The following is a 12591-nucleotide window of genomic DNA, read 5'->3' as shown; positions in this document are numbered from 1 at the left end:
GACTCACACCAGCCACCCGAGCGGTCAACGGAGTTCGGCCACGGGGCGGGCTCCTGTCAAATTGCGGCAAACGCTGACCGCTATGCGGTCGGCGCACTCCGGATCTCGGACCACTCGGACGCCGCCCTCATCCGCTCCCGGAACTCGCGCACCTCGCGCACCTCGCCCCAGGTGCCGGACAAGCGGTCCCGCAACCCGTCCAACTCGTGCGAGATGGTCCGGCGGCCTGCCCGTACCGCCTGCTCCACGACCGGCACCGCCGACTCCAGCGCCGCGTCCAACTCGCCCGCGCAGGCATGGCAGTCCGCGAGTCGCAGGGTCAGCAGCAGCCGCGTCGGCAGCATCCCGTCCGGGACCTGCTCGAGCGCCCGTACGGTGGAATCGGCCGCGCTGCGCGCGGTGGCCCGGTCTCCCGTGACCACCGCCAGATCCCGCATTCCCCCGGCCACGGTCGACTCGACCCGCAACTGGCCCTGACCGGCCGCCAGCCAGGGAGCCTCCTCCACGTCGCGTCCGTCCAGCCGGTCCAGCCCCCAGCGGCTGAGCGCGACCTGCCGTCTGCTCTCCGCCCCCTCACCGATCGCCGCGTAGCCACGGGCCTGGTACATGTGCGACAGCGTCGCGATCCAGCCCCGCCGCCCGTCGAGCGCGGCCAGGGCCTGTGCGTAGGCGAGCGACGAGGCTCCGTCGCCGTCCAGCCGCGCCAGCGTGCACAGGTCGGTCATCAGCGTCGCCCGTACGGTCAGGTCGCCGCACGCCTCCGCCCAGCGCAGCCCGTGGCAGACCCATGCCATCGCGAGCGCCCCCTGCCCCCGCTGCATCCGCAGCCGCCCGGCGAGCTGGGCGTAGCGGGCGGCGATCCGGAGCAGCACGAGCGGGGGCCGGCCGGCCGAGTTGACCGCCTCTGCCCAGGTGACCATCCCGCGCAGAACGTGCTCGACCGTGCCGACCACAGTGGTCGATGTCGAGTGCAGTGCGATGCGCTCGCAGCCGTCGAGCAGTGCGAGGACGGCGTGCACGACCTCGGGCTCCGCCGCGGCCGGCACGGCTGCCAGGCGCGCCGCCCGCATCCGGCCGGGCAGCGGCGTCAGATCGCCGAGGGCCGGTACGGCACAGGATGCGCTGTCGGGGTGCAGCGGGCACACACCGGTCGCGAGGAGGCTCGGCCAGACGTCGGCCGCCTGCGCCGGCACGGGCAGCCGCCGCCCGTCGCCACCCGGCAGCGGTGCGAAGAAGCCGATGCCCAGTGGCGTGTGCGGCGGCCCTTCCCGGCGGGGGGACGGCGCGACGAGCGGCGACAGCGCGCCGTCCGCGCCGAGGACCCGCTCCAGACTCTCCACCGCCCCGCCGGCCGGTTCACGGGTGCCGCTCTCCCACTTGCTGATCAGGCTGTGGTGGTAGCCGACACGCTGACCGAGCTGCTGCTGGGTGAGACCCGCCCGGCGGCGGTGGTGCTTCAGCTGCTCCCCGAACTCGGCCCACGGTGGCGTCGCGGGTCCCCTGGAACTCTCGGCCTCGGGACTTGCGCCTCTGCCGTCGTCGACGTGCATGGCCGCCCCCTGTCGAGTCCGTCGTGCCGTCGTGGCTGGGCAGAGATGGTAGGCGCTGCGGCACGCCGCGGGGAGCCGTTCTGCGACATGACCGGCGCGGCCGGCCGGTTCGGGAACCGTTCACCACGAACCTGCGTGACCCGTTGATGTGTTGCCGGCCGATGGTGAGGGGACCGCATGAGAGCGCGGACGACGTTGAGCGTGGCGGTATCGGCCTGTGTGGTGCTGCTGGGGTGCGCGTGCGGTCCGGACGGGACGAAGGAGGACGCTGGGGACGCGAAGCCCTCGCAGTCCTCCGCGTCCCCAGCGTCCTCGCGGTCCGCGGAGCCGTCGGCCGAGCCGTCCGCGTCCGCCACGACCGGGAAGCCGTCGGCCGAGCCGTCCGGCGGCCGGCCCGCGCCCAGGACGAAGGAACGGGCGATCCAGCGGTACGAGTTGTACCTCCACGCCCTGGGCCGTGAGGACATCGGCGCGGTCTGCGAAGTGGCGGGGCCCGCCGCGAAGAAGGCACAGGACCAGGGATTCGGCCCGTGCACGTCCACGTACGCCACCGTGTTCCGGATGATCTCGCCCGCGCAGAAGAAGACCCTGCAAACCGCCACGGTCGACCCGCTGGGCGTCGTCGTGCGCACGCCCGACAGGATCGAGATGCCGGTCGAGGCGGTCAGGCCCGCCGCCACCTTCTCCGAGAGCGACCTCGGCAGTTACACCCTCGAATACCTCAAGCACGACTGGTACATCACCGACTGATCCCGCCGTGCCGTACGCCCAGCCGCCCGACGGACGGGCCGGCGCGTGCCACCCGGCGCCCGAACCACCGGCGAGACCGCACCGCCGTCAGGCATCCTTCGCCCCCGTGCCCTGCCCCGCTCGCGGCGAGCTGCCGTACTGCTCGTCGAAACCGACGAGCAGTACGTCGCCCCTGCGCACCGCCTCCTGCCTCAGGGGCTCGCGCAGCAGATAGGTCTTCCCCATACGGCGTCGGCCACTGACGATCCCCAGCATGGCGTGAGGCAGTGCCCTGCCCGCACCGGCCTTCCTTCAGACCCTCAGCCCAGGACCAACGATTCATCGCCGAAGTCGGCCACGAGCTTGAGCTGTCCGCCCAGTGCCGCAACGTACGCAGCGAGAGTTTCAACCTCCGACCGGTTGATCGCACCCTTCTCTATGGCCGAGATTCGCCCCTGCGTCACGCCCAGCGTCTTGGCCACCGCCGCCTGCGTCATCTTCTGACGTTTACGGACCTCAGCGAGGCGGTGGGCACGCACTTCCGCCAGCAAGACAGCGGTGCGCTGCTCAACCTCCGCGGCTTCAGCGGGAGAGAAGTGGAACTCGTCCTTGATGTCATCCCAGTCGACAGCACCCACCGCCTTCGGCTTGGTTGGACCCATGACCCCTCACTCCCGCTCGTCGCGATACGCCTTGTAGGCGACTTCTGCTTCCTTGATAGCCGTTCGGTACCACCCGGACCAGTTACCCGCCTTGTCCCCGCCCACCAGGATGACCGCATTCCGCAACGGGTCGAACACGAACAGAACTCGCACCTCACTCCCCCCGGACGAACCGGTCCGTAACTCCTTCAGGTTCGAAATGCTCGATCCAGAGATACGGTCGACCAAGCTGCCCGCACCCGCGCCGGCCGTCCTCCAGAAGATCGAACACATCCGGCGGCCCGGGGAACGACGGAGCGCACTCGGCGCAGGCGTACACGTTGAACCCGGGCCCCGAAGCGGCATGCACTTCGGAAACGAGCACCGGCGTGCTGGTCACGCGGTCGCAGCGGACACACATCCGCACCGGCCGACCCCCACCTCCGCCGACACTCATCACGCCGCCCCTCGCGCGCCGACGAGGTGCACGTCGAGATCGACCCCGAAGTCCGCAGCCAGCACCAGCGCGAGCCGCCGCTGACGCCGCTCGTCCGCCACGACGTACGGCCGCACCATCACGGTCCCACCCCCGTCCAGCGCCCCCTCGATCCCGTACGGCGACCGCGTCGCGGGCAGCCGCCACGGAGTCTCGTCCCTCCGTACCGGACGGGGCGGCACCGGACCGCCCGGGCGGAACCGATGCCGCCCCGTCCCAGGCGGCGCGAACATCCACTTCGCCCACAGAACCAGGGCCTGGATAAGGTCACACATGTCGGCGCTCCTTCGGAAAGCGTTGACCACGCCCCGGGAGGTCTGATCACCTCGCCGGGGTCTTCGGCGTTTGCACATTAGCGGACATTTATATACCTGTCTATGGCTACCTATTGCTGTACGTATCTATGTTCGGAGGTCCGCTACTACGTACAGTCCTCGCGTGATCGATTTCGACCCCACTCAGCCCAAGTGGGTACAGATCGCCGACGTCATCCGACAGCGGATCGCAGCCGGCGAGTACCCGCCGCGACACCTGATCTCCGAGGTGCAGTTGGAGCAGGAATACGGAGTCGCACGCATGACCGTCAGGAAGGCGACAGCAGCCCTCAGGGAAGAAGGGTTGATCACGACGACCCCCGGCATGGGCTCGTTCGTCACCGCGCAGCCGCCCGCAGAGCCGGCCGAGGACGGCACCCGCACCGAGTAGTGCGAACGCGCCGGACGACGATTCCGGCGGTCGATCCGTCCGGCGGGGACGGCCGGCCGGATACGGTCGGCCGTTCGGCCCGGCGCAGTAGGGTCGCCGGGACGTGGCCAGGCACACCGACAGCTCGGCAGAGGCGGGGAACGCGCTGTGATCGACGAGAACCGGTCCGGACAGGTCTCCATACCGTTCGACGTGCCGACTTCCGCCCGGGGGTACGGCTGGATGCTGGGCGGCAAGGACAACTACGAGGTCGACCGGGCCTTCGTACTGTCCACGCTGCCGGCCTTCCCCGAGTGCGTCGACATCGCCCGCCAGAACAGGCAGTTCCTCTTCCGGGCGGTCCGCCACCTGACGCAGGAGGCCGGGATCCGGCAGTTCCTGGACATGGGCTGCGGGCTGCCCACCGACAACAACGTCCACCAGGTGGCGCAGCGCTTCGCGCCCGACGCCCGCGTCGCGTACGTGGACATCGACCCGATCGTGCTCGCCCACGGCCGGGCGCTGCTCGGAGACAGCCAGACCACCACCGTCATCACGGCGGACATGCGGGACCAGCAGTCGGTGATCGACCACCCCGACGTGCGCCGGCTGATCGACTTCGACGAGCCGGTCGCGGTGCTGTTCCTGTCCGTCGGCCACCACCTCGTCGACGCCGACGACCCGAGGGGGATCCTGCGCACGGTCATCGACCGGGCGGCGCCGGGGAGTCATGTGGGTTTCTCGCACGTCGTCGCCGACGATCCCGCTCGTGGCGCGGAGATGACCGCCCACATCTCGTCGGGTGGCATCCCGTGGCAGACCCGCACCCCGGCGGAGGTGGACGCGCTGGTGGAGGGTCTGGTGCCGGTGGAGCCGGGAATGGTCGATCTGGCCGACTGGCGTCCCGACCCGGACCAGCCGCCGCTCGCGCCGGTGCACTCGTCATTGGCGCCGTACCTCGGGGCCACCGAGCACGGCAAGGGCATCTACGAGTACGGCGGGATCCTGCGCAGGCCGTAGACCCTCAGGTCAGCGTGATGAACAGGCCGAGCGTCAGCACGGCGATCCCGCAGCCGTACAGGGCCAGTGCCACGGAGCGGGCCTCCGCGGACGGGTCGGTGCCGCCGTCCCGGGCGAAGCCCATGGCGGATTTCAGCAACAGGGTGAGAGCGGCCGCGCAGAAGACCGCGATCAGGGAGTCGGTCACGCGGCGACGATCTCACGGGCCGTCAGATCGCGCATCCGGGGCGGGCCCTCCGGTGGCATCCGGGTCCTGGAGCTCGGCCAGGGTGTCCGTCAGCCACTTCGTCCAGAACCGCTCCAGCTCGATGCCGCCCCGCAGCACCACATGGCGCAGCCTGTCCTGCCTGCTCACCCGCCGCTCCGGCGGGAAGTCCCGCTTCTCGAACGCCAGGTAGTCGGCCAACTGGGCGCGGTGCAACTCCAGATGGCGTACGAGCTCCTCCTCCATGCCCGCTCCGCCCACCACCGCCGCCGCGCGCAGGCGCAGCAGCAGTGGGTCACGGACCTGCTTGGGGTTCTCGGGGCGGGCGACCCAGGCCGCCAGTTCCTCGCGGCCCGCGGGCAGTACCTCGTAGTCCTTCTTCTGCCCGCGGGTCGGCTGCTCGGACGGCAGAGCCCGGATGTGCCCGGCCTGCTCGAGCTTGCCCAGCTCCCGGTAGATCTGCTGGTGCGTCGCCGACCAGAAGTAGCCGATCGACCTGTCGAAGCGGCGGGTCAGCTCCAGGCCGGAGGAGGGCTTTTCGAGCAGGGCCGTGAGGATCGCGTGGGGCAGGGACATGGCCGCATCGTAGGACGCGTGCCGCCGGGTACCCGCCCCGCGCGCTCATCAGGTGGTCAGCTCGCCCAGACCTCGGCCTCGTCGGCCGGGACGGTGGTGGCCAGGCCCAGTTCCTTGCGGGTCGCGACCGTCTTGTTCGGGTCGAGACCGGTGAAGGCCAGGTCGTAGGCGACGTAGAACGCGTCGACGTCGGCGGCGTTCGCGGCCTTCTTCCACTCGCCGGCGGTCTTCTCGAGCTGCGCGCGCAGCTTGCCGGCTTCCGCGCCCTCGATGCCTTCGAGGCCCGTGAGGTGCGTCTCGAGGGCGGTGGAGACCGCCTTGGCCTGCGCCTTGTAGCCCTCGAGGTCCTCCTCGACGGACTCCGCCTCGGGCTGGTTGGTCCACAGCGCGTCGTAGACGGCGTTGGAGCCCTTGAGGTAGGCGGTCTGGTCGGGCTTCGCGGCGCCGGTCTTCAGCGAACCGGTGAGCGTGCCCGTCTCCTTGGTGTAGGTGCAGGTCACCGCACGGTCACCGGTCGACCAGCTCTCCTTGGTCGGCGTGTAGTAGAAGAGCTCGGCACCCTCGGGGAGGGCCCAGGTGTCCTGGGCGAACTTGCCGGCCTCGACCGGGCACCGCTCGTCGGCGGACGCCTGGACCGCGGTGTCGCCGGGGAACGCGGCCGCGTCGTCGAGCTTGAACTCTCCGACGACCTGACCCTCGTGGGGCTCCTCGCAGGGCACCATCTCGATGCTGAACGCCTCGCCCTCGGGCGCCTTGGTGTTCGGGTTGTAGCAGTCGCCGATGGCGAGCGAGAACACCGAACGCTGACGGGCCACCTTCTGGGCCCCGTCCTTGGCGCTCTCGACGACTTCCGAGCAGCCCACCGCGCCGACGGCGAGGAGAGCGACGACGGCGGGTATGCCGCGCAGGGAACGGGACAGGGTGCGGACTGGCATGACGCGTACATCCTCTTACGGAAGCCTTATGAATGTCGTGCGCATGTTATGCCACCGGTGTGACAGGCCGGTGCCCGAGGTGAAAAGGACGGAAGGGCCCGCGGAACGGGCCCTTCCGTCATCGCCCGAGGTCATGCCGGGTCGGCGCTGCCCCGGCCGTGCCGGGCGCGTGTGCTCACAGGGTGGCGGCCAGCCTGGTGCCCTGGTCGATGGCGCGCTTGGCGTCCAGCTCGGCCGCCACGTCCGCGCCGCCGATGAGGTGCACGGCACGGCCGGCCGCGACCAGGTCGTCGTACAGCCCGCGCCGCGGCTCCTGGCCGGTGCAGAGCACGACCGTGTCGACGGGCAGGACGGAGGCCGTGCCGTCGACGGTCAGGTGCAGGCCCTCGTCGTCGATCCGGTCGTAGGTGACACCCGCCGTCATCGTCACGCCGCGGTGCTTGAGTTCCGTGCGGTGGATCCAGCCCGTCGTCTTGCCGAGCCCGGCGCCGACCTTGCCGGTCTTGCGCTGGAGGAGGTGCACGGCGCGCGGCGGGGCCGGGCGTACGGGCTTCGCGAGCCCGCCGGGGGCCGTGTAGTCCATGTCGACGCCCCACTGACGGAAGTACGTCTGCGGGTCCAGGCTCGCGCTGTCGCCGCCGTCGGTGAGGAACTCGGCGACGTCGAAGCCGATTCCGCCCGCGCCGATGACCGCGACCTGCTCGCCGACGGGCGCGCCGTCGCGCAGCACGTCGAGGTAGCCGACGACGCTCGGGTGGTCGACGCCCTCGATGTCGGGGGTCCTCGGCGTGACGCCGGTGGCGACGACGACCTCGTCGAAGTCGTCCGCCGTCACGTCGTCGGCGGTGACCCATGTCCCGAGGCGGACCCGGACACCCCGCTCCGCGAGCTGGGTGCGGAAGTAGCGCAGCGTCTCGTCGAACTCCTCCTTGCCCGGGACGCGCTTGGCGATGTTCAGCTGGCCGCCGATCTCGTCGGCGGCGTCGAAGAGGGTCACGTCGTGGCCGCGTTCGGCGGCGGAGACCGCGCAGGCGAGCCCGGCGGGTCCGGCGCCGACGACCGCGACACGCTTCTTCAGCCGGGTCGGGGCGAGGACGAGCTCGGTCTCGTGGCAGGCGCGCGGGTTCACCAGACAGGAGGTGATCTTCAGGCTGAAGGTGTGGTCCAGGCATGCCTGGTTGCAGCCGATGCAGGTGTTGATGGCGTCGGCGCGGCCGGCCCGTGCCTTGGCCACGAACTCGGGGTCGGCGAGGAACGGGCGAGCCATCGAGACCATGTCGGCGCGGCCCTCCGCGAGCACCTGCTCGGCGACCTCGGGGGTGTTGATGCGGTTGCTGGTCACCAGCGGCACCGAGACGGCGCCCATCAGTTTCCCGGTCACCCAGGTGTACGCGCCGCGCGGCACGGACGTGGCGATGGTGGGGATGCGTGCCTCGTGCCACCCGATGCCGGTGTTGATGATCGTGGCGCCCGCGGCCTCGATCCCCTTGGCGAGCGTGACGACCTCTTCGAGGGAGGAGCCGCCGGGCACCAGGTCCAGCATGGAGAGCCGGTAGATGAGGATGAAGTTCTCGCCGACCGCCTCGCGGGTGCGGCGGACGATCTCCAGCGGCAGCCGGATGCGGTTCTCGTAGCTGCCGCCCCAGCGGTCGGTGCGCCGGTTGGTGGCACTCGCGATGAACTCGTTGATGAAGTATCCCTCGGAGCCCATGATCTCGACGCCGTCGTAGCCCGCGGACTTCGCGAGCAGGGCCGCCCGCACGAAGTCCTCGATGGTCTCCTCGATCTCGGCGTCGGTCAGCGCGTGCGGGACGAACGGGCTGATGGGGGCCTGGATCGCGCTGGGGGCGACGAGGTCCTGGTGGTACGCGTACCGGCCGAAGTGGAGGATCTGCATGGCGATCCGGCCGCCCTCGGCGTGCACGGCGTCCGTGACGAGGCGGTGCTGGGCCGCCTCTTCCTCGCACGTCATCATGGCGCCGCCCTCGTAGGGGCGGCCGCGGTCGTTGGGGGAGATGCCGCCGGTGACGATGAGGCCGACGCCGCCGCGGGCGCGTTCCGCGTAGAAGGCGGCCATGCGCTCGAAGCCGCGCTCCGCCTCCTCGAGACCGACGTGCATGGAGCCCATCAGGACCCGGTTGGGCAGCGTGGTGAACCCGAGGTCGAGCGGGCTCAGCAGATGCGGGTACGGCGTCGGCGCGGCCGCGGTGGTGCTCGTACTCGTCGTCATCGGGTGCCTCCTCGCACGGGGTGTCGACTGAAGTTGTAGCCGCCGCGACCAGCCTTGTGCAACAAAGTGCATAATGACTCGCGCCACAGATCCGCGCGGTCGGACAAATGGGCTGATCAGCCATACGGGTGATCCTGGTCATACGACCGCTTTCCGGGCCCCTACCTTTGTGCCGTGGCGGGATGGCAGCACGTGAGCGCACTGGGGATCGCGGCGATCCTCGGAACACAGGGGGCCGGCCTCGGCCTCTCCTTACCGGCGGACGCCGAGGGACGTGGACGGGTCGGGACGTCGGTCCACGCACCCGGTCGGGGGCAGGGGGCGGAGCCGCCCCCGACCCTGGCGGTGACCGCCGCCGTGCCCGGCCTGGCGGGTGTCACCCTGTCCGTGACCGTCGGCCGCTGCCCGACGCCACGGCCACCGGCGCCGCCCGACCCGTCACCACCGCCCACGCCGCCCGCGCCCCCCGCGCCTCCCGCACCTCCCGCGCCGGAGCCGCCTCCGGCCCCGTCACCGGCCCCTTCGGCCCCCGGTTCGCCGCCGCCCCCGCCCGCCCCGCGGGCCGAGCGGCCGGCCGAGCCGCCGTCGCGCGGCGCGGCGGTGCCCACCACACCCGCACCGGCGCCGCCCGCCGCGGGGCCTCCTCCGGACCGCGCGGAGGCCGTCACCATCCGCTCGTACCGGCCCGCGACGGGACGCCCCGGAGCAACCGGGACACCCCTCACGATCCTGATGCTGGTGACGACGATCCCGGCCGTGCTCGCCGCGGCCATGCTGCGTCCCCGTTCGCGGTCCACCGCCGGCCGGCGGGGACGCGGCTGAACCACGTGACCGCGGTCCGCACTCCTCGAGATCCGCGCTCCGCGCGCCTTCCGTACACCTCAGCCCTCCCACACCCCCGGAGACCCCATGTCCGAATGGCTGATCCTGGCCGTCGTGATGGCCGCCGCCTGCGCCGTCGTCCTCGTCGTCACCGTCCTCAGCCAGCGCCGTCCGCGCCCCGCCGAGGCGGCGGTGGACCTCGACGACCGGGAGGCACCGCAGACGCCCGACGTGCTCGAGTACATGGTGATGATGGTCGGCGTGGTCTACGCGATCGTGCTCGGCCTCGCCATCGCCGGCGTCTGGGAGGCCCGCGGTGCGGCGCAGGACGCCGTACGCGCGGAGGCCCAGGCGCTGCACGAGGTCACCCAGCGCGCGCAGGTCTACCCGGCCGACTTCCGCGAGCGGCTCCGCACGGACATCGACACGTACGTCACGGAGGTTGTCGAGTCCGAGTGGCCGCGGATGGTCGACCACGAGGAGCTGTCGCCGCGCGGGACCGAGCTGCTGGCGGCGGTGCGCACCGACGTGGCGGAGCGCGAACCGAGGACCGAGCTGGAGTCGCAGGCCTACCAGCCGATGCTCGACCAGGTGGCCGCCGCGGAGGACGCCCGCAACGCCCGTGCGGCGGGAGCGGAGGAGACGCTGCCGGGCATCGTGTGGTTCGGCCTGATCGGCGGGGCCGTCGTCACGATCGGGCTGATCTTCACGATGCAGATCGGCCGCTCGTTCCGGGAGCTGCTGCTCGCCGGGCTGTTCAGCGCGCTGATCGCCTTCCTCCTCTTCCTGGTGTGGGACTTCGACGCGCCGTTCGGGCGTTCGGGGTCCGAATCGGCGGACGCCTTCCGGCAGCTCTTCCCGACGGCCGTCGGCGGGGACTGAGGGCGGGGGCGGGGGCGGCGGGCGGCCGGACGGAATAGCGGCCGGGGTGTCGTGGTTGAGCGGTATAGTTAGTTCAAGCTTCAACCACTATCGAGAGGTGAGCCCGCCATGCAGTTCGGCATCTTCACGGTCGGCGACGTCACGCCGGACCCGACCACCGGCCGCACGCCGAGCGAGCACGAGCGCATCAAGGCGACCGTCGCCATCGCCCGCAAGGCGGAGGAGGTCGGCCTCGACGTGTTCGCGACCGGCGAGCACCACAACCCGCCGTTCGTACCCTCGTCGCCGACCACCCTGCTCGGGCACATCGCGGCCCTGACCGAGCGGATCACCCTCTCCACCTCGACCACGCTGATCACCACCAACGACCCGGTGAAGATCGCGGAGGACTACGCGTACCTCCAGCACATCGCCGACGGCCGCGTCGACCTGATGATGGGCCGCGGCAACACCGGACCGGTCTACCCCTGGTTCGGCAAGGACATCCGCCAGGGCATCGCACTGGCCGTGGAGAACTACGCACTCCTCCACAGGCTGTGGAGAGAGGACGTCGTCGACTGGGAGGGCAAGCACCGCACGCCGCTGCAGGGCTTCACCGCCACCCCGCGCCCGCTGGACGGCGTCCCGCCGTTCGTCTGGCACGGCTCGATCCGGTCCCCCGAGATCGCCGAGCAGGCCGCGTACTACGGTGACGGCTTCTTCCACAACAACATCTTCTGGCCGATGTCCCACACGCAGCGGATGGTCGAGCTGTACCGGCAGCGGTACGCGCACCACGGCCACGGCACCCCCGAGCAGGCCATCGTCGGACTCGGCGGGCAGGTGTTCATGCGCGCCAACTCCCAGGACGCCGTACGCGAGTTCCGCCCGTACTTCGACAACGCACCGGTGTACGGACACGGGCCGTCGCTGGAGGACTTCACCGAGCAGACTCCGCTGACGGTCGGCTCCCCGCAGCAGGTCATCGAGCGGACGCTCGGCTTCCGTGACGCGGTGGGCGACTACCAGCGCCAGCTGTTCCTGATGGACCACGCGGGGCTGCCGCTGAAGACGGTCCTCGAACAGCTCGACATCCTCGGCGAGCAGGTCGTACCGGTGCTGCGCGAGGAGTTCGCGAAGCTCCGACCGGCCGAAGTCCCCGAGACCGCACCGCAGCACCCCGCCGTCGCCGACCGGAACAACAAGGAGACGTCATGACACCGACAACCGGCCCCATGAACCTCGTGGTCGTCTCCGCCGGGCTGGGCGTCCCGTCCTCCAGCCGGCTGCTGGCCGACCGGATCACCGAGTCCGTACGCCGTGAACTCGCGGGCACGGATCGCGAGGTGCGGGTGACGGTCGTCGAACTGCGCGACCTCGCCGTGGCCATCGCCAACAACCTGGTGACCGGCTTCCCCGCGAAGCCGCTCGCCGACGCGATCGACGTGGTGACCGGCGCCGACGGGCTGATAGCCGTGACGCCCGTGTTCACCGCCTCGTACAGCGGCTTGTTCAAGTCGTTCTTCGACCTGATCGAGCCCGACGCGCTCACCGGCAAGCCGGTGCTGATCGCGGCGACCGGCGGGACCGCCCGGCACTCCCTGGTGCTCGAACACGCGCTGCGACCGCTCTTCGCCTATCTGCGGGCGCTCGTCGTGCCGACCGCCGTGTACGCGGCGTCCGAGGACTGGGGCGGCTCCGGCGACGCGATGACCGCCACCCTCCCGGACCGGATCTCCCGTGCCGGCGGCGAGCTGGCGGCACTGATGGCCTCGCGGGTCACCGACACGGGTCACGCCGACACCGCCACGACCGCCGACCTGTTTGCGTAGTTTTACGTAG

The 12591-nt window shown here is 71.1% G+C and carries 16 protein-coding genes; 7 read left to right on the top strand and 9 right to left on the bottom strand.

Annotation, left to right across the window (positions count from 1 at the left end; genetic code table 11):
• Window positions 1–80 precede the first annotated feature (80 nt).
• Window positions 81–1550 (bottom strand): multiprotein-bridging factor 1 family protein, encoded by a 1470-nt coding sequence (locus ACFYV1_RS16620; protein WP_389396183.1) that lies wholly within the window; start codon window positions 1548–1550, stop codon window positions 81–83.
• Between the two features lie 177 nt (window positions 1551–1727).
• Between ACFYV1_RS16620 and ACFYV1_RS16615 the strand changes: the two genes are divergently transcribed.
• Window positions 1728–2300, top strand: a complete 573-nt coding sequence (locus tag ACFYV1_RS16615) for a hypothetical protein (RefSeq protein ID WP_389396182.1) — start codon at window positions 1728–1730, stop codon at window positions 2298–2300.
• 87 nt (window positions 2301–2387) lie between these two features.
• Here ACFYV1_RS16615 and ACFYV1_RS16610 read toward each other — a convergent pair whose 3' ends face one another.
• The 4 genes from ACFYV1_RS16610 to ACFYV1_RS16595 form a co-directional block, all read right to left on the bottom strand.
• A complete protein-coding gene (locus ACFYV1_RS16610) occupies window positions 2388–2555 on the bottom strand; it encodes a hypothetical protein (protein WP_389396181.1) in 168 nt (55 codons plus the stop codon).
• Window positions 2556–2599: 44 nt separating this feature from the next.
• Window positions 2600–2941 carry an XRE family transcriptional regulator gene (locus ACFYV1_RS16605; protein WP_389396180.1) on the bottom strand — a complete coding sequence of 114 codons (342 nt, stop codon included), beginning with the start codon at window positions 2939–2941 and terminating at the stop codon, window positions 2600–2602.
• Window positions 2942–2947: 6 nt separating this feature from the next.
• On the bottom strand, window positions 2948–3214 hold the full coding sequence (locus ACFYV1_RS16600; protein WP_389396179.1) for a type II toxin-antitoxin system RelE/ParE family toxin: 267 nt from the start codon (window positions 3212–3214) through the stop codon (window positions 2948–2950).
• Between the two features lie 162 nt (window positions 3215–3376).
• Window positions 3377–3691 carry a hypothetical protein gene (locus ACFYV1_RS16595; protein ID WP_389396178.1) on the bottom strand — a complete coding sequence of 105 codons (315 nt, stop codon included), beginning with the start codon at window positions 3689–3691 and terminating at the stop codon, window positions 3377–3379.
• 163 nt (window positions 3692–3854) lie between these two features.
• Between ACFYV1_RS16595 and ACFYV1_RS16590 the strand changes: the two genes are divergently transcribed.
• Together ACFYV1_RS16590 and ACFYV1_RS16585 are read left to right on the top strand one after the other, a co-directional pair.
• Window positions 3855–4121 (top strand): GntR family transcriptional regulator, encoded by a 267-nt coding sequence (locus tag ACFYV1_RS16590; protein ID WP_389396177.1) that lies wholly within the window; start codon window positions 3855–3857, stop codon window positions 4119–4121.
• Window positions 4122–4268: 147 nt separating this feature from the next.
• On the top strand, window positions 4269–5120 hold the full coding sequence (locus ACFYV1_RS16585; RefSeq protein WP_389396176.1) for an SAM-dependent methyltransferase: 852 nt from the start codon (window positions 4269–4271) through the stop codon (window positions 5118–5120).
• 4 nt (window positions 5121–5124) lie between these two features.
• On the opposite strand, the gene ACFYV1_RS16580 is transcribed toward ACFYV1_RS16585, so the two are convergent.
• The 4 genes from ACFYV1_RS16580 to ACFYV1_RS16565 all read right to left on the bottom strand — a co-directional run bounded on the left by ACFYV1_RS16580 (window position 5125) and on the right by ACFYV1_RS16565 (window position 9066).
• A complete protein-coding gene (locus ACFYV1_RS16580; protein ID WP_389396175.1) occupies window positions 5125–5307 on the bottom strand; it encodes a hypothetical protein in 183 nt (60 codons plus the stop codon).
• Between the two features lie 12 nt (window positions 5308–5319).
• Window positions 5320–5901, bottom strand: coding sequence for a PadR family transcriptional regulator (locus ACFYV1_RS16575; RefSeq protein ID WP_389396174.1), 582 nt, complete (start codon window positions 5899–5901; stop codon window positions 5320–5322).
• A gap of 56 nt (window positions 5902–5957) precedes the next feature.
• On the bottom strand, window positions 5958–6836 hold the full coding sequence (locus ACFYV1_RS16570; RefSeq protein WP_389396173.1) for a septum formation family protein: 879 nt from the start codon (window positions 6834–6836) through the stop codon (window positions 5958–5960).
• Window positions 6837–7011: 175 nt separating this feature from the next.
• Window positions 7012–9066, bottom strand: a complete 2055-nt coding sequence (locus ACFYV1_RS16565) for an FAD-dependent oxidoreductase (protein ID WP_389396172.1) — start codon at window positions 9064–9066, stop codon at window positions 7012–7014.
• 600 nt (window positions 9067–9666) lie between these two features.
• On the opposite strand from ACFYV1_RS16565, the gene ACFYV1_RS16560 reads away from it, so the two are divergent.
• From ACFYV1_RS16560 to ACFYV1_RS16545, 4 genes are all read left to right on the top strand, one after another.
• Window positions 9667–9888: a hypothetical protein gene (locus tag ACFYV1_RS16560; protein WP_389396171.1), complete on the top strand. Its 222-nt coding sequence runs from the start codon at window positions 9667–9669 to the stop codon at window positions 9886–9888.
• Between the two features lie 87 nt (window positions 9889–9975).
• On the top strand, window positions 9976–10770 hold the full coding sequence (locus ACFYV1_RS16555) for a hypothetical protein (RefSeq protein WP_389396170.1): 795 nt from the start codon (window positions 9976–9978) through the stop codon (window positions 10768–10770).
• A gap of 108 nt (window positions 10771–10878) precedes the next feature.
• A complete protein-coding gene (locus ACFYV1_RS16550; protein WP_389396169.1) occupies window positions 10879–11967 on the top strand; it encodes an LLM class flavin-dependent oxidoreductase in 1089 nt (362 codons plus the stop codon).
• Window positions 11964–12581 carry an FMN reductase gene (locus tag ACFYV1_RS16545; RefSeq protein ID WP_389396168.1) on the top strand — a complete coding sequence of 206 codons (618 nt, stop codon included), beginning with the start codon at window positions 11964–11966 and terminating at the stop codon, window positions 12579–12581. Before ACFYV1_RS16550 ends, ACFYV1_RS16545 begins: the two co-directional genes overlap by 4 nt.
• Window positions 12582–12591: the final 10 nt, after the last annotated feature.

The sequence above is a fragment of the Streptomyces sp. NPDC003023 genome (assembly GCF_042888225.1).
GTDB lineage: Bacteria > Actinomycetota > Actinomycetes > Streptomycetales > Streptomycetaceae > Streptomyces.
The sequence above is the reverse complement of the archived record's forward strand: the minus strand, read 5'-3'. Positions and strand labels throughout refer to the sequence as shown.